The sequence below is a fragment of the Shewanella halotolerans genome, from assembly GCF_019457535.1.
In the GTDB taxonomy this organism is placed as follows: domain Bacteria; phylum Pseudomonadota; class Gammaproteobacteria; order Enterobacterales; family Shewanellaceae; genus Shewanella; species Shewanella halotolerans.
Genome location: NZ_CP080417.1, coordinates 4,343,280 through 4,358,186, shown reverse-complemented (window position 1 = coordinate 4,358,186; position 14,907 = coordinate 4,343,280). Strand labels below are relative to the sequence as shown.

The 14,907-nt window shown below is 52.4% G+C and carries 16 protein-coding genes; 13 read left to right on the top strand and 3 right to left on the bottom strand.

Annotation, left to right across the window (positions count from 1 at the left end; all coding sequences use genetic code 11):
* Positions 1–11 precede the first annotated feature (11 nt).
* Entirely contained in the window at positions 12–647 is a 636-nt protein-coding gene (locus K0H81_RS18850; protein ID WP_220059335.1) for a class I SAM-dependent methyltransferase, read from the top strand.
* A gap of 60 nt (positions 648–707) precedes the next feature.
* Here the strand turns inward: K0H81_RS18850 and K0H81_RS18845 are convergent, their stop codons facing one another.
* Positions 708–1,418: a flagellar brake domain-containing protein gene (locus K0H81_RS18845; protein WP_220059334.1), complete on the bottom strand. Its 711-nt coding sequence runs from the start codon at positions 1,416–1,418 to the stop codon at positions 708–710.
* A gap of 213 nt (positions 1,419–1,631) precedes the next feature.
* On the opposite strand from K0H81_RS18845, the gene K0H81_RS18840 reads away from it, so the two are divergent.
* From K0H81_RS18840 to K0H81_RS18825, 4 genes are all read left to right on the top strand, one after another.
* On the top strand, positions 1,632–2,963 hold the full coding sequence (locus tag K0H81_RS18840; protein ID WP_220059333.1) for a M16 family metallopeptidase: 1,332 nt from the start codon (positions 1,632–1,634) through the stop codon (positions 2,961–2,963).
* Positions 2,964–3,016: 53 nt separating this feature from the next.
* Entirely contained in the window at positions 3,017–4,408 is a 1,392-nt protein-coding gene (locus K0H81_RS18835) for a M16 family metallopeptidase (RefSeq protein WP_434086896.1), read from the top strand.
* A 200-nt stretch (positions 4,409–4,608) separates the two neighbouring features.
* Positions 4,609–5,160: a hypothetical protein gene (locus K0H81_RS18830; protein WP_220059331.1), complete on the top strand. Its 552-nt coding sequence runs from the start codon at positions 4,609–4,611 to the stop codon at positions 5,158–5,160.
* Positions 5,144–5,650 carry a hypothetical protein gene (locus tag K0H81_RS18825; RefSeq protein ID WP_220059330.1) on the top strand — a complete coding sequence of 169 codons (507 nt, stop codon included), beginning with the start codon at positions 5,144–5,146 and terminating at the stop codon, positions 5,648–5,650. The genes K0H81_RS18830 and K0H81_RS18825 overlap by 17 nt, the downstream gene beginning before the upstream one ends.
* 19 nt (positions 5,651–5,669) lie before the next feature.
* Here the strand turns inward: K0H81_RS18825 and trmL are convergent, their stop codons facing one another.
* Positions 5,670–6,134 carry a tRNA (uridine(34)/cytosine(34)/5-carboxymethylaminomethyluridine(34)-2'-O)-methyltransferase TrmL gene (gene trmL / locus K0H81_RS18820; protein ID WP_144201498.1) on the bottom strand — a complete coding sequence of 155 codons (465 nt, stop codon included), beginning with the start codon at positions 6,132–6,134 and terminating at the stop codon, positions 5,670–5,672.
* Between the two features lie 290 nt (positions 6,135–6,424).
* On the opposite strand from trmL, the gene K0H81_RS18815 reads away from it, so the two are divergent.
* The 7 genes from K0H81_RS18815 to K0H81_RS18785 all read left to right on the top strand — a co-directional run bounded on the left by K0H81_RS18815 (position 6,425) and on the right by K0H81_RS18785 (position 11,073).
* Entirely contained in the window at positions 6,425–6,976 is a 552-nt protein-coding gene (locus K0H81_RS18815; protein ID WP_220059329.1) for a GNAT family N-acetyltransferase, read from the top strand.
* A 420-nt stretch (positions 6,977–7,396) separates the two neighbouring features.
* A complete protein-coding gene (locus tag K0H81_RS18810) occupies positions 7,397–7,978 on the top strand; it encodes a cysteine dioxygenase family protein (protein WP_220059328.1) in 582 nt (193 codons plus the stop codon).
* Positions 7,979–8,637: 659 nt separating this feature from the next.
* Positions 8,638–9,012, top strand: a complete 375-nt coding sequence (locus K0H81_RS18805; RefSeq protein ID WP_220059327.1) for a hypothetical protein — start codon at positions 8,638–8,640, stop codon at positions 9,010–9,012.
* Between the two features lie 102 nt (positions 9,013–9,114).
* Positions 9,115–9,621: a hypothetical protein gene (locus K0H81_RS18800; protein ID WP_220059326.1), complete on the top strand. Its 507-nt coding sequence runs from the start codon at positions 9,115–9,117 to the stop codon at positions 9,619–9,621.
* An 8-nt stretch (positions 9,622–9,629) separates the two neighbouring features.
* On the top strand, positions 9,630–9,938 hold the full coding sequence (locus K0H81_RS18795) for a hypothetical protein (protein ID WP_220059325.1): 309 nt from the start codon (positions 9,630–9,632) through the stop codon (positions 9,936–9,938).
* Positions 9,939–10,017: 79 nt separating this feature from the next.
* Positions 10,018–10,467 (top strand): DUF6174 domain-containing protein, encoded by a 450-nt coding sequence (locus K0H81_RS18790; protein ID WP_220059324.1) that lies wholly within the window; start codon positions 10,018–10,020, stop codon positions 10,465–10,467.
* A gap of 264 nt (positions 10,468–10,731) precedes the next feature.
* Entirely contained in the window at positions 10,732–11,073 is a 342-nt protein-coding gene (locus K0H81_RS18785) for a hypothetical protein (RefSeq protein WP_220059323.1), read from the top strand.
* Positions 11,074–11,192: 119 nt separating this feature from the next.
* Here the strand turns inward: K0H81_RS18785 and exaC are convergent, their stop codons facing one another.
* Positions 11,193–12,713 (bottom strand): acetaldehyde dehydrogenase ExaC, encoded by a 1,521-nt coding sequence (gene exaC / locus K0H81_RS18780; protein WP_220059322.1) that lies wholly within the window; start codon positions 12,711–12,713, stop codon positions 11,193–11,195.
* Positions 12,714–13,039: 326 nt separating this feature from the next.
* Here exaC and K0H81_RS18775 point away from each other — a divergent pair, with 326 nt between their 5' ends.
* Complete coding sequence (locus tag K0H81_RS18775; protein ID WP_220059321.1) at positions 13,040–14,815, top strand: sigma-54-dependent Fis family transcriptional regulator; 1,776 nt, start codon at positions 13,040–13,042, stop codon at positions 14,813–14,815.
* The last annotated feature ends 92 nt before the right edge of the window (positions 14,816–14,907 follow it).

Sequence of the window (14,907 nt, the reverse complement as noted above, 5' to 3'; positions counted from 1 at the left end):
TTGGAAGCCCTGTGAGTCTTTGTCCCCTTTGTCATAGTGATAACCTGGCGTGCTTTCATCGCGATAAGCACAGAGCATATGAAATCTGTAACCAGTGTCATCTGGTGAGCGTCCCCGACCAGTACCTCCTAAGCGCCGAAGCCGAGAAGGCGTTTTACGACCATCACCAAAACGACAGTAATGATCAGGGCTATCGGCGCTTCTTGGGGCGCACCTGGTTACCCCTGAGTGAACGATTGACTAGCGAGCATAGAGGGCTGGATTTTGGCTGTGGCCCGGGGCCGACCATCAGCGTGATGGCGGGCGAGGCGGGGATTGCCATGGACAACTATGATCTCTACTACTTTCCCGACGAGCAGCTGCTAAAGCAGCAATATGACTTTATTACCATGACAGAGGTGATAGAGCATGTGGCCGATGCCTCGGCCCTGCTGCAGAGGTTGGATGCCATGATGAAGCCGGGCAGCTGTCTGGCTGTCATGACCAAGCGGGTGCTGGATGAGGCCGCCTTTGCCAACTGGCATTATAAGCAGGATCAGACCCATATCCGCTTCTACAGCACCGCCACCTTCGAGTGGATCGCTAAAGCGTTTAACTGGCGGCTCGAGGTGATAGACAAGGATGTGGTCTTCTTTACTAAATGCTAAGCCTCAGATTAATCCTCAGATTCAGTCTCAGGCCGTTGCCTTAAAGACTCATTTTTAGGGCTATGCCTTAGGCTGCTGCATCAGGTGATTGATGATCACCTTCTGGGCAAAGTCGCCCAACGTCTCCTCATCCTGACCCTCATCTAAGATGAAGCCGTATTGATACTGGCTGCGCCCCACGCCTGGCGGCTGGATGTTCTTGAGCAGGATAGGCACGCTGAGGGCCTCCAGCGACTGCCCAAATTTGACCTGTAAACGATAGCCCTGATTCAGGGCGCCTCCCTCAATCTCATCACCTATGTAGGCGCCGCCCTTGACCGAGATATCCTGCAGAAAGCCGCTGGAACAGACATGGGTGGAGTGGCTCTCTGCCGTGCGCTCATGTATCGAGGCGGCCAGATTGACCGGAATGCGGCAGTGTTGCCTCAGGGCTACGCTCTGCAGCGCCTTGGGGTATTTCACCACTAACCAGCGCCCGGCGTTGTTGAGCAGGGTCTTGATCTGACTGCGAAAGGCGAGGATGTTGGCCTCGGGATCGTCGCTGTTGATCAGGCGCACCACCACACCTTGTCCCTGGGTAATATAGTCCTGGGCGGCCTGCCAGTATTTGTCCTGGCCAAGGGCGAGAATGATGGCGTTGTCCGGGTCTATGCCGATCAGCCGGGTCTTGAGCCTGATGGGCCTGAGCGGCGTGAGAATTTGCAGCTGCGCCTCTGTGTTGCAGTTGATGCGGTTTAGGTAGGCTAAATCGATCTCTGTGGCTTGTGGCAAGGCGTACTCTCCCTCGGGTTAGGTGCCGTCAAACTTGTGTCTTAGCATGGCACAAAAGCAATAAGTTACAATTCTCTCTCGCGATAGTCGCTACAACAGACTTGATCTTATTTATAATTTCGCCTCTTATAGTTGTCGATGATTGGGGGCTCACAAACGATGCCACCAGATACCGAGAAAAATTCTATCTGCTCACGAATGAGGGAACGACAGATGATGCGAAAGATTATCGCGCTGTGCCTCTCCATTGGGGGAATCCTCTCCTCCATGGGGGCGCAGGCAACTCAAGCCGAAGACATAAAAAGCTTCACGTTAGATAATGGCATGAAAATCATGGTGCTAGAAGACGCCTCGATCCCAAATGCCAACATGTATCTATTTTGGAAGGTGGGATCCCGCAACGAGGTGCCGGGCATCACGGGGATCTCTCACTTCTTCGAACACATGATGTTCAACGGCTCGAAGAAATTTGGTCCTAAGATGTTTGACCGCACCATGGAAGCGGCGGGCGGTGCCAACAACGCCTACACCACAGAAAACCTGACCGTCTACACCGACTGGTTCCCGGCCAATGCCCTGGAGACCATCTTCGATCTCGAGGCCGACCGTATCGCCCATCTGGATATCAATCCTGAGATGGTCGAGAGTGAGCGTGGCGTGGTCGCCTCCGAGCGCACCACAGGCCTGGAAAACTCTAACTGGCGTACCCTGCAGGAAGAGATCAAGGGCGCCGCATTTCGCGCACACCCCTATAGCTGGTCTGTCATAGGTCACGAGTCGGATATCGCCGCCTGGACCCAGGAAGATCTGGTGCAATACCATAAGACCTACTATGCGCCCAACAACGCCGTAGTGGTGATCGCCGGTGATGTGAAGCTTAACGAAGTCAAGGCCTTGGCCAACAAGTACTTTGCGCCGATCCCCGCCCAGACTCCGCCACGCGAGGTGAAGACGGTCGAGCCTTTGCAGAAGGGTGAGCGCCGCGTCTTCGTACAGAAGGCCTCGGTCAGCACGCCGAACGTGATGCTGGCCTACCATGTGCCGGCGACCTCGAATCAGGACTACTACGCCCTGGATCTGCTCTCTTCTATCCTGACTACGGGCAACAGCTCGCGCCTGTATCAAGGCTTGGTGGAGAAGCAGGTGGCCATCGAGGTGGAAACCTATATGCCGATGAGCTTCGACCCTAACCTCTTCTATGTGATGGGCGTTGCCAACCCCGGCATCACAGCCCAGGAGCTGGAGAGCGGCATGATCGGTGAGATCAACCGTATCGCCCGCGAAGGCGTGACCCAGGATGAGCTTGAGAAGGTGAAGAATATCAAGCTAATGAACTTCTACCGCGCCATGGAAACCATTAACGGCAAGGCCAACACCTTAGGAACCTACGAGCTCTATTTCGGCAGCTTCGACAAGCTGTTCAATGCGCCTGAGGCTTATAACAAGGTGACCCCAGAAGATATTCAGCGTGTTGCGCAAACCTATCTACGCCGCGCCAACCGCACAGTTGCCGTTCTGGCGGCCACAGAGGAGAGTGACCAATGAAGACCCTATTGACTCAAATTCCCCAAGGCTTTGCCAAGCTGGGCACGGCGGCCATGGTGGCCGGCGCCCTGGCACTCTCGGGTTGCGCCGCGACGACAACGAGCCAGACGGTCGACACCGGCAGCTTCAGCATGCCCGCCTATGAGCAGTATCAATTGGCCAACGGCATGACTGTCTATCTGATGCCACAGACAGAGGTGCCGCTGATCACCGTCAGCGCCGTGGTGCGCGCCGGTGCGGTCAAGGACACCACCTCAGGGGTGGCCAACATGACCGCCAAGTCCCTGTTGCTGGGCGCTAACGGTAAGAGCAAGTCAGATATCGAGCAGATGGTCGACTTCTTAGGCGCTTCAATTGCCGCCGATGCGGGTAAGGAAGGCAGCTTTATCGATGCCGACTTCATGGCGAAAGACACAGACAAGATGCTGCCTCTGGTGCGGGATCTGCTGCGCGCTCCCGACTTCGATGGCGGCGAGTTCGACAAACTGCGTCAACGTGAGATGGCGGGCCTGGCCCAGGAGAAGGAGAGCCCACGTGTGGTGATCCATCGCTACTTCGACAAGCTGGTATTTGGCGATCACCCCTACGGTAATCCGGCATCGGGTACCCGTGACTCGCTGGCCGAGTTGACGGTTAACCAACTGCGCGCCTTCCACAAGAGCTATTATCAGCCACAGAACATCGCCATCTCGGTCGTCGGCGATTTTAAGCCAGGCGAGATGAAGGCAAGACTCGACAAGCTGTTTGGCGATTGGCACAACGGCGAGGCGATCGCCAAGCAAGACCTGGCCGAGGGTCAGCCGTCGCTGGATGCCAGCAAGGTGCTATTGGTCAACAAGGGCGATGCCATCGAGACCACCTTCCTTATCGGTGGTAAGGGCATTAGTCGCAACAATCCAGATTACGTGGGGCTGCAGGTGGTCAACACTATCCTGGGTGGCCGTTTCACCTCATGGCTCAACGACGAGCTCAGGGTGAATGCCGGCCTGACCTATGGTGCCCGCTCGGCCTTTACCCCTTATTCACAAGGGGGCGTATTCAGGATCAGTACCTTCACCAAGAGCGATACTACCAAGGAGGCGATCGATCTGGCGCTGAAGACCTATTCACGTTTGTGGCAGACTGGGATAGATCAGCCGACCCTGGACTCGGCCAAGGCCTATGTGAAGGGGCAGTTCCCGCCTAAGTTCGAGACCAGCGAACAACTGGCCGGCCTGCTGTCGAGCATGTACCTCTACGGCTTCGACGACAGCTTTATCAACGACTTCCAGAAGAATGTTGATGGCCTGACCCTGGCGGAGACCCAGCGCCTGGTGAACAGCTACTTCCCACAGGACAAGCTGCAATACGTGCTGATTGGCAATGCCAGCAAGATCGCCGATATCGCCGCCCAGTATGGTGAGGTGAAGCAGGTGGAGATCAATGCGGTCGGCTTCTCGCAATAAGCCTTCTCAATAAAAGATAGCTAGTTAGGCTAAATCATAAAGGCTCGTCGGCTAACGCTGGCGGGCCTTTTTTTATCGGCTATTGGCGCTAGCATATGCTGGTGAGCGGTTCGCATTTCGATGGGCTTTCATCTAGGGTTAACTAACACCTTAACTAACACCTTAACCAAGTCTTAGCCCAGCCCTATCAGGAGATGCCCATGACCCAGGTTATACCGCCTCGCTGCGACACATGCGCCTGTGATGACGCCGACTGGTGTCACCTGCAGGAGACCACTAAGCTGCTACTATTGGCGACGGCGCAGATAGAGTTATCGCTCACCGATGGCGACCATAATGTCACCGGCCTCGGACAGCTGTTTACCCAGATGGCCGGGCATCTTACCGAGGTCAATCGTCACCTCCATGGCACGGCCGATACGCCTGCGGCGATTCTGGCCCACAGCGATAGCCTGATGCAAGCCATCGACAGCGGGGTGATGGCGTTTCAGTTCTACGATCGCATCTCCCAGCGGCTGAATCATGTGATCACCGCGCTGAGTCTGATGGAGGCCATGTTGGGGGATGAGCAGCGGCGCCACTCCCAGGCGGCCTGGGCAAACTTGCAAGGGGAGATACAGGCGCATTATTCTCTCGATTGCGAACGGCAGATGTTTGCGGCCCTGCTTGAGGGTGTGCCGATACACGAGGTGCTAAAAGCCTATCGAGAAACTCATTTACACCAAACAAAACAAGATGTTGAACTATTTTAAATCGCTCATTTTATTCTCGGCCATTCTGTTTTCATCGATGGCATCGGCGGAGAAGATAGCCCTGCCCGACTTCTGTCAGGCCCTGGCGGGGCGCTGGCAGGGGGAAGCCTCGAGGCCCAAGGGACAGGTGAAAGCGGTACAGGTGCAGGGGCTCTGTAGCGGCGATCGGCGTCAGTTGACACTCTCAGTGAGCGAACACGCCAGCCACCCGCTGAGCGAGACCTGGTGGTTTCGCGAGGGAGATGGTGAGATAAAGCTTACCTATTTCAACGGCGTCGACCCGGATAAGACCCTCTTCTTTACACTGTACCGGGAGGAGAGCGGCTTCTCTCTGCTGGGCAAGGGCCTAGTGCAGCAGCGCCCGGCGATGATCCACCTCAGCTTCGTACCGCAGGGAGATGGCTGGTTATGGCTACAGAAGGTGCAATATCTGGATCAGGACGATGACGACTATCAAGTCTATCGTGGCATCGCCCTTAATCCCGTCTGATAATTTTCACTGAAAGGGTTTAGCAGGCGCCCTCGTAGCCCAGCTGACGCCAAGCCTCATAACTGATGATGGCGACCGAGTTGGACAGGTTGAGGCTGCGGCTGCTGGCGGCCATTGGGATGCGCAGGCGCTGGCTGGTGGGAATGGATTCTATGATTTCCATCGGCAGGCCGCGGGTCTCGGGGCCAAATAGCAATACATCGTCCTTCTCGAAGGCGATTTCGCTATGGGGGCGACTGCCCTTGGTGGTGCAGGCCATGATGCGCTTGCCGGCCATGGCAACTAGAAAGCTCTCGAAGTCCTTGTGGCGGGTGACCCGGGTCAGATCGCTATAGTCCAGCCCGGCGCGGCGCAGCTTCTTCTCTTCAAGATCGAAACCCAATGGCTCGATAAGGTGCAGCTGGCAGCCGTTGTTGGCGCACAGGCGGATGATATTGCCGGTATTGGGGGCAATCTCTGGCTCATAGAGGGCGATATGGAACATCTTGGCTTACCTTTGAACGGATGAGCGGCGATTATAAGGGAAATGACTATGGGGGGAAACCTCACGGTTTTAGTGAGATTTTTGCCTGGTATCCATGTCCGCAGATGCATCTGTACCAGCTTATTCTATCTCTTCGATTTAGCGACATCTGCTGCTGGCAGGTTTTTCCAGTTGGTTTGTTTTAGTGAATGCTGATAAGTTCTATGAATTACAGAGAGTTAAGGCTTGGCGTTTTTCTCGGCTCGCAGAGAAAGGTACATGGGCACTATATAAGGTTAGGTGTACTAGATATGAGCATCAATTTCCGGCCGTTTAATAAGAGTGACGGTAATTACTCGAAAGTGATCGATCTTTATAAAGAGGCATTTCCCGGTGCGCAGCGCATACCGACATTTCTGCTTCGTTTTAAACTGAGAAAGGGTAAGAAGGGCTTTAGCGTACTTTATGATGGAGAAGAGTGGATTGGTCTTATCTATCTCACTCAATACAGGGATATTGTATTTGTACAATTCTTGGCAGTAACGGCATCAATCCGTTCTAAGGGCTATGGAAGTAAGGTCATGGATGCCTTAGGTGATCTGTACCCAGAAAAAAGGATGGTATTGAACATTGAAGAAGTTAATGAGCAGGCAAGAAATTATCAGCAACGAATAGAGCGCAAAGCCTTCTATGAAAAAAATGGTTTTATTTCTACCGGTTATCTCGTTAAAGAGCCAGACCAAATGCAAGAGATGCTCATACGTGGGGGAATCATAAGTAAGGAAGAAATAGAGCTAATGTACAAGGAGTTGCTTGGTAATATTATTGGTTCTCTCATTCGCCCGAGAGTAATCAAGGCCTGATCAATATTCTTGCCTATGGCGAGACTTCAACAATCGGCATGGCAGGCATTTTAGGGCGATACATGGAAGAGCCCAATCTCGTGATCAAAGGGTCTTGACCTTCCCGACATCAAGCGGACTTTTTCCATATCCCAATGGGTTAGATGTGAAGTAACGACGCATCTGTATGCACTTTTTTGGCACGCCACAAGCACACCCATGTGGGCTCCGCGAAAGCTTCCTTGATTTCGAGGACCAAAAGTGTGCTTGCTCTGAGTTGTTCCCCTCCATTGATTTGGCGGCGTTTGGTGTCACGCACTTACTCACTCCCTGTTACTCTTCCATAGGTTGGCTTTTATCTGCTATCGACCTATTGCCTATTTATTGCCTAAGGCGGATCGCCTAGCCTTGATTGATGACATTTAGGACAGAGAGAGCGTGATGGAAAACATTGGCAGATTACGGGATTTTGTTCAGTCTTTTACCCGGCTGGTCGAGCAGGTCGGCTGCGATGAGGCGCGTATATTTACCGAGGGTAAGGCGCTGCTGTCGGAGCTTATTGCTCATGATGACTGGCTACCTAATGCCTTTGCTCAGCCGAGTATTGAGAGCTATCGGCAGTATCTGCTCTACTGCGATCCAATGGAGCGTTTCTCTGTGGTGAGTTTCGTCTGGGCGCCGGGGCAGACCACGCCTGTTCATGACCATACCGTATGGGGCATGGTGGGCGTGCTGCGCGGCGCCGAGTGCTGTGAGGAATATGAGCTGGATGAGGCTGCCAGCTGTCTGCGGGCCAGCGGCAGTCATGAGTTGCCCGTCGGCGGTGTCGATCTGGTCTCGCCCGATATCGGCGATATCCATAGGGTATCGAACGCCCTCGCGGAGGGGGTATCTATCAGCATTCATGTCTATGGTGGCAACATAGGTGCGGTGCAGCGGCATGTCTATGACCCCGATACCGGGGGTAAGAAGCCATTTATATCTGGGTATTCGAATAGTGTGATGCCGAATATATGGGGGTGATCGGGCCGATGCTTCCAGCTGCATTTGTATTTGAAGGGATTTTGAAGGTCGAACCTTCACCTTCATCAATTGCCTGCGGCAGGCTTATGTGCAAGCACTCTTTTGGCACGCTGTGAATATGTCCTTATACGCTTCACGGCGGCGTCCATGCCGCCGAGAGCCAAAAGCGTGCTTACACTTGGTATCAAACGTCTCTTCGATTTGGCCGCGTTGGGGAGAGAACGGAGTAAAACGCTAACTTATTTATGCCCAAAATTGAGTTAGCACGTTGTCGGTGGTTCAGTACCGAACTGATTTTCTGACCTAAAGATATTCATCGTTACCCCCCTGTGATGTAATTCACTACTCCCCATCAAAAACTGGATAAGGATACAGTCATATTAAAATCATAAGGATTTTGAACGATTTTCATCCTGTATTCGTGCGCGTTTTCTCATTTCGCATTAAATAAACACATTTAAAATTAATTACTTATGCCATTCGTTAAGTAGATAATAGGTTTGGAAAACGCGCATGCGCGTTTTTCCAGATGGTGTATTTTAAGCAAAGGTGATAACTTCTTTTTAATACAATCAGTTAACAATGCGCGTTTTCACTGGTCCAACGAGGTAGACGCGCATGCGCACTAATAAAATGTTATGTTTTCTCAGAGAGAAGTTATGAAATTTGAGTTTCTCACAATTATTCTACTTATGTTGGCTTCAAGTTCGTCTCTAGCTTGTGAGCTAACGGAAGAGTACAAGAAAACTAGAACTGAATACGTTAGAGAAGCGCGTTCTGGATATGTTCGGTGCATCAGTGCAACGTCCGAATCAAATTATTGGTATAAACATGTCCAGTGTTTAGAAGCTGGTGATGGAGATAGGCATGTTGGAGGTTGTGGGCATATGGCAACAATTCCAAATGATAAATATCAATCGTTAGAAATTGATTCTTCCTTTTGTAAAAAGCTTAAGCCTTCTAAAGATGAAATGCGGGCAGGTTTTGAAGAGTACATCAAAAAAACGGGCATTGAAGAATGCAAAAAAACATAACAAGTGGCAGCAACCGACCGTCAAAAGTGTCACTTGTTTTGCCAAAAAACCGGCAAAACAACCGCCAATTTTGCCGGCGGCTGTGCCAGGCGTTAGGCATTCATGAGCATCAAAGACGAAGTTATAAAATATCTAATTGGTTTCTTTTACGTCATTGGTGGAATGGCACTACTATTTGGTGCGCTCATTGGTGCATTCATTTATTTTAGCGGTCCATGCCTTGAAGATGAGGCGTTAACGAAGGCTCGATCGATCACGCGAGCAGAATGGGAAGAAATCTACTTAGAGGCGGTAAAGCTACATTCGGACAAATCTAGGCGCCATTACAATCTGGAAACATTGCCGGAGTCTATAGCGAGATTAGAACCTATAAGTGTTACGTCACATGCTACTTCGCTCTGGATTTATCTTGCAACATGCAGCATCGATAGCAAGGTTATAGTTTTCGTTGAAACGTCTGAGGAGCGAACACCAAAAATTTATATTGGGTGGGGAGATCCACCGCAGTCACAAGAACTGTGGGTTATGCCTAACAAGTCGGGGTTGTCGCCGGTGGCTGGGACTGCCATTCCGCTCGCGCTCCATGTCAGCCCCAACCCGAAGCGTTAGCTGCAATTATGGATAAGCAAACTAGACATCAGAAAATTCTCGAGAAACAGCTCGAGCAAAAAGGATATGTAGCCCACCTCATTAACCGAGGTGAACAGGTCAAGTACTATGACGGCACTGAATACGTTGAAGGTGAGGTCACTTGGAGTTGGGAAGGCTCAAAGATGGTCGCACCGCTTCACATCCATACCAATACGTTACATGTAGCAAATCCGCCAGAGCTTAGGCGCGAGTTGCAAAAAAGCGAGCAGCTTATGATTGCACAACGAATTCAAAGTTTGTTTATCGAGCAAGGTACAGATGCAGTTATCGAGTAGCATCACAGCTAACAAGCAGCTGCAGCGGATCAATTTACGCTGCGCTCCAATTGCCCACGGAGCTGGGCGTTAGAGTTTTATGCAAATATTCGATACCCGCAATCCATATTCAATCTTCTTTGTATTAGGAACGATAATAGTCCTAATATTTAGTTTTTGGGGAATTGGGCATCAATCGGTAAACTCTCAAACACACGAAAAAATAGCGAGTCAATTGGAGATTTGGCTACAAAATGAACCTGAAAGGTACAGCTATGTCGCCCAAGAAGGTTGTATGTATGTAGCTGGCTCAAAAGTTTTAGTCGTAAATGGTGTAGCACTTTTTGAGAAACTTGGTGAACACGAGCATAAATTGGTTATTGACGATCTTTTTAAAGCTTCAAATAAAGGGTTATTTGAAGCTGCAAGTATGGAAATTAAATACCACCCGAAATTTGGATTTCCAGAAGTAATCAAAGTTGATTGGAGTAAAGACACAATAGATGATGAATGCTTTTATGAAATTAGTAAATTCAAAGTCCTCGAGTAGAAAACTCTAACAAGTTACTCAAAGGGACGAAAAATGCTTGGCATGTGCTCTTTCGTTGAAAATTTTAGAAAAGTATTTTGGGGTCTCTTATGCGAGCGCTAACTGGATGGAAATAGTTTGAGCACATATTTTGAAGTTACGACAAACACAAGAATCGACTTATTGATAACACCAATTTTTATTTTTTTACTAATCACGATTGTTCTCAAGTATCCAGTGTTCTCGGAGGTCGCATCTAAAGTAACCAAAATAAAAAGAGTTACTTTGGTTCGTGCATTCACAGGTTTAATGGCTTTTTGGGTAATAGCCTTTGTTTTTAGTTATATGAGGCAAGTAGAGTTGCAAAATATAGTCGAAAATAAAACGTACTCAAATGTCAAAGGTTGCCTAACAAATTACAAGGTGAAAAAGCCAAAGCAAGGTACCATTGTCGAGTCTTTTAATGTGGGGAATGTTGATTTCGAGTTTTCAAACTATGATGACCCATTATATTTTCATAGCAAAGATCACTTGGATAATTTTCTAAAAGATGGGCAATGTGTATCCATCGATTATGTGAAAAAAGGTAGAAGTAACAAAATTATAAAGATATCCAGTTCAAGCTAGCCTTCCAAATCTAAAATCAGTTTGATGCTAGCTTACTAAGCTAGCGGTATCTTTATGAAAAGATAGAGCCTGCCGGGATTGTGTCCCGGCAGGCTCTATGCTTTTAACGGAGAGTGAGGTTAGAAGAAACCCAGCGGGTTGACGTCGTAGCTGACGAGCAAGTTTTTGGTGTTCTGGTAATGGCTGAGCATCATCTTGTGGGTCTCGCGACCTATGCCTGACTTCTTGTAGCCACCGAAGGCGGCGTGGGCAGGGTAGGCGTGGTAGCAGTTGATCCACACGCGTCCGGCCTGAATGCCGCGGCCCATGCGCTGGGCGCGGTTCATGTCGCGGGTCCAGACGCCGGCACCCAGGCCATATTCGGTGTCGTTGGCGATGGCCAGCGCCTCGGCCTCATCCTTGAAGGTGGTGACTGAAATAACCGGGCCGAAGATCTCCTCCTGGAAGACGCGCATCTTGTTGTGGCCCTTGAGTATGGTGGGTTCGATATAGAAGCCGCTGCTCTGATCGCCAGACAGCTGGCAGCTGGTGCCACCAATTAGCACCTCGGCGCCCTCGTTACGACCGATCTCCAGGTAACTTAGGATCTTATCGAACTGCTCCTGGGAGGCCTGGGCACCTACCTGGGTGTCGGTATCCAGCGGGTTGCCCTGCTTGATCGTCTTGGCGCGGGCGATCACCTTGTCGATGAACTTGTCGTAGATGGACTCGGCGATCAGCACCCGTGACGGGCAGGTACAGACCTCTCCCTGGTTGAAGAAGGCCAGCAGCATGCCTTCAACCGCCTTATCCAGATACTCGTCTTCCTGTTCCATCACGTCGGCAAAGTAGATGTTGGGCGACTTGCCGCCCAGTTCGACGGTGGAGGGGATCAGCGACTCGGCGGCGCACTTGAGGATATGGTGGCCAATCTGAGTCGAGCCGGTGAAGGCCAGCTTGGCGATGCGCTTGCTGACCGCCAGTGCCTGACCCGCCTCGGTGCCGAAACCGTTGACGATATTGAGCACGCCGGCTGGCAGCAGATCCTGAATGAGTTCGACCATCACCAGGATGGAGACGGGTGTCTGCTCGGCGGGCTTGAGCACTATGCAGTTACCGGCGGCCAGCGCCGGGGCGATCTTCCAGGCGGCCATCAGCAGCGGGAAGTTCCAGGGGATGATCTGGCCGACGACGCCCAGCGGCTCGGGGAAGTGGTAGCTGACGGTGTTGTTGTCGATATCGGCGGCGCTGCCTTCCTGGGCGCGGATACAACCGGCGAAGTAGCGGAAATGATCCACAAACAGCGGCAGATCCGCATTCAGGGTTTCGCGTACTGCTTTACCGTTCTCCCAGGTTTCGGCCACCGCGAGGAACTCCAGATTATGCTCGACGCGATCGGCGATCTTCAGCAGTAAGTTAGCGCGTTCGGTCACCGAGGTCTTGCCCCAGGCATCCTTGGCGGCGTGGGCGGCGTCCAGTGCCAGCTCGATATCGCGCTCGTCCGAGCGGGCCACCTGACAAAACACCTGGCCGTCGACGGGTGAGCGGTTATCGAAATATTCCCCGCCCACAGGCGCGACCCACTGTCCCCCAATGAAGTTGTCGTAACGGCTGTTGAAGTTAACTATGGCATCTGTCGTGCCTGGCTTGCTGTAGATCATCTTGAGCTTCCTTGTATGGTTTTGTCTTGTCGAAAGACGCCTCTGCCGGGCGCCCTATTTTTATGTTTAAAAAACAACAGGTTTAAATTTTTTATCTGTGCCCCATTTGAGTGTCACGCTTGTGTTCATTAGGGCGCAGACTCAGGTTAGCTAACGCAAAGCCTAGGCCAAACTGGCAGGAGTTGTGATGTGGATGGAGTAACAGTATGATGAAAAACTAATTTTTGATGTCCGAATGTGCGTGGTCCAGGATGGTGTAGCACTGGCAGTTGGCATGCACTGTGACATAAGTGCGCACCTCGGGTGTGCCAAAATGGAACACTGTTATGACGATAGCTCCACAGACACAGGCTTGGTTGTCTGACTCATGGTCTCGTAGTCAGGGCGCTGGGTTAAGCGAAGCCAAGTTACCGCAAGAATTACGACTCAACGCCGACGCGCTCGCCGAGCGGCATCACGCCAACAAGCAACTCATCAATCTCACCAAACAGCATGCATTGCCCCTGTTTAATCAGATGATGGCCCACAGCCAGAGCCGACTGATCCTCTCAGATCGCGACGGCTATGTGCTCTGCCATTGGGGCGTCAGCCGCTACTCGGATAAGCTGGCCAACGTCGCCCTGGATGTGGGGGTCAATTGGCGTGAGGAGCACAAGGGCACCAACGCCATAGGCACGGCCCTGACCGCAAGGCAGACGGTGGCGGTGATCGGCGAGCAGCACTTCATCCGTCACCACAGATTTATGAGCTGCACCGCCAGCCCCATCTTCTCCCCCGAAGGCGAGCTACTCGGCGCCATCGACATCACCAGCGAGCAGCAGCGTCATACCCAGCAGACCCTGGTGCTCATCGCCAGCCTGGTGCAACAGATAGAGACGGCGCTGCTGTGTCATCTGCCCGGCAGTCACTACCGCATCGATCTCGCCGAGCAGCCGTCGCTGATCACCTCAGGCTGGCAGGGGATAGTGGTGGCCAATGTCGACGGCAAGATCTTAGGCTGCAACGCCATGGCCAAGCGTCTGCTACACAGGCCGCGCATCGGCGACGATATCGACCGTCACCTGGGTGCGAGCTGGAACAGCGGTGAGCAGGTGTGTCAGGACCAACGCCTGCACCTCAAGACCCAGCAGCTGGTCGAAACCCGGCCAAGCCAGCTGGTGAGCCAGCAGATAGGCGTGCGTTTTCGCGACCCTAAGCTAGAGCGCGCCTGGCAGCAGGCCAATAAAGTGGTGGGACGCAACATTCCGCTGCTCATCTGCGGCGAGACAGGGGTGGGCAAGGAGCAGTTTGTGAAGAAGCTCCATGGACAGAGTGCCCGCGCCCAGGCGGCCCTGGTGGCGGTTAACTGCGCCGCACTACCCGCAGATTTGGTGGAGTCAGAACTCTTCGGCTATCAGGCCGGGGCCTTCACCGGCGCCTCTCGTCAGGGGTTCGAGGGCAAGATACGTCAGGCCGATGGCGGCTTTCTGTTTCTCGACGAGATAGGCGAGATGCCGCTGGCGACCCAGAGCCGCTTGCTTCGGGTGCTTCAGGAGCGCGAGGTGGTGCCAGTGGGCGGCAATCGCAGCTACAAGGTGGATATTCAGGTGGTGGCCGCGACCCACGCGGATCTGCGCCAGCTGGTGAATGAGGGAGCATTTAGGGAGGATCTCTACTATCGCCTCAACGGCCTGCAGGTGTCGCTGCCGCCCCTGCGTCAGCGCGCCGATATAGAACGCATCATTCACAAGCTGCATAGGCGCTATCGCCAGGCGCCGCAGCAGCTCTGCCCTCAGCTACTGAGGCGACTGTTGGCCCACGACTGGCCGGGCAACCTGAGGGAGCTGGATAACCTGATGCAGGTGGCCTGTCTGATGGCCGATGGCGATCCCGAACTCAATTGGCAGCATCTGCCCGACACCCTGCAGGCCCAGCTGCAGCTGCCTGAGCAGGCGGGCGAGCAGATGGCGGCCTGCGAGAGTGAGCTTAGTCTCATGGTCAACGCCAATATCGTCTCAAGCTTCCACAGGTTTGAGGGCAATGTCAGCCGCTGTGCCAAACACTTGGGGATCAGCCGCAATACCTTGTATCGAAAACTCAAGGCATTGGGGCTCAAACCCTGATCTAGCTATGCGCAAGCTGCATGCAGTTCATGCAAAATGTGCAGTGTATTCATGATGGCAGATGCACTAATCTGTCAGTCCATTTTGTTGTT

Bases quoted from the DNA above. Each gene is read 5' to 3' on its own strand.
- K0H81_RS18840 (WP_220059333.1), top strand. From the start codon at position 1,632: ATGATGCGAAAGATTATCGCGCTGTGCCTCTCCATTGGGGGAATCCTC.
- K0H81_RS18835 (WP_434086896.1), top strand. From the start codon at position 3,017: ATGGTGGCCGGCGCCCTGGCACTCTCGGGTTGCGCCGCGACGACAACG.
- K0H81_RS18830 (WP_220059331.1), top strand. From the start codon at position 4,609: ATGACCCAGGTTATACCGCCTCGCTGCGACACATGCGCCTGTGATGAC.
- K0H81_RS18825 (WP_220059330.1), top strand. From the start codon at position 5,144: ATGTTGAACTATTTTAAATCGCTCATTTTATTCTCGGCCATTCTGTTT.
- trmL (WP_144201498.1), bottom strand. From the start codon at position 6,134: ATGTTCCATATCGCCCTCTATGAGCCAGAGATTGCCCCCAATACCGGC.
- K0H81_RS18815 (WP_220059329.1), top strand. From the start codon at position 6,425: ATGAGCATCAATTTCCGGCCGTTTAATAAGAGTGACGGTAATTACTCG.
- K0H81_RS18810 (WP_220059328.1), top strand. From the start codon at position 7,397: ATGGAAAACATTGGCAGATTACGGGATTTTGTTCAGTCTTTTACCCGG.
- K0H81_RS18805 (WP_220059327.1), top strand. From the start codon at position 8,638: ATGAAATTTGAGTTTCTCACAATTATTCTACTTATGTTGGCTTCAAGT.
- K0H81_RS18800 (WP_220059326.1), top strand. From the start codon at position 9,115: ATGAGCATCAAAGACGAAGTTATAAAATATCTAATTGGTTTCTTTTAC.
- K0H81_RS18795 (WP_220059325.1), top strand. From the start codon at position 9,630: ATGGATAAGCAAACTAGACATCAGAAAATTCTCGAGAAACAGCTCGAG.
- K0H81_RS18790 (WP_220059324.1), top strand. From the start codon at position 10,018: ATGCAAATATTCGATACCCGCAATCCATATTCAATCTTCTTTGTATTA.
- exaC (WP_220059322.1), bottom strand. From the start codon at position 12,713: ATGATCTACAGCAAGCCAGGCACGACAGATGCCATAGTTAACTTCAAC.
- K0H81_RS18775 (WP_220059321.1), top strand. From the start codon at position 13,040: ATGACGATAGCTCCACAGACACAGGCTTGGTTGTCTGACTCATGGTCT.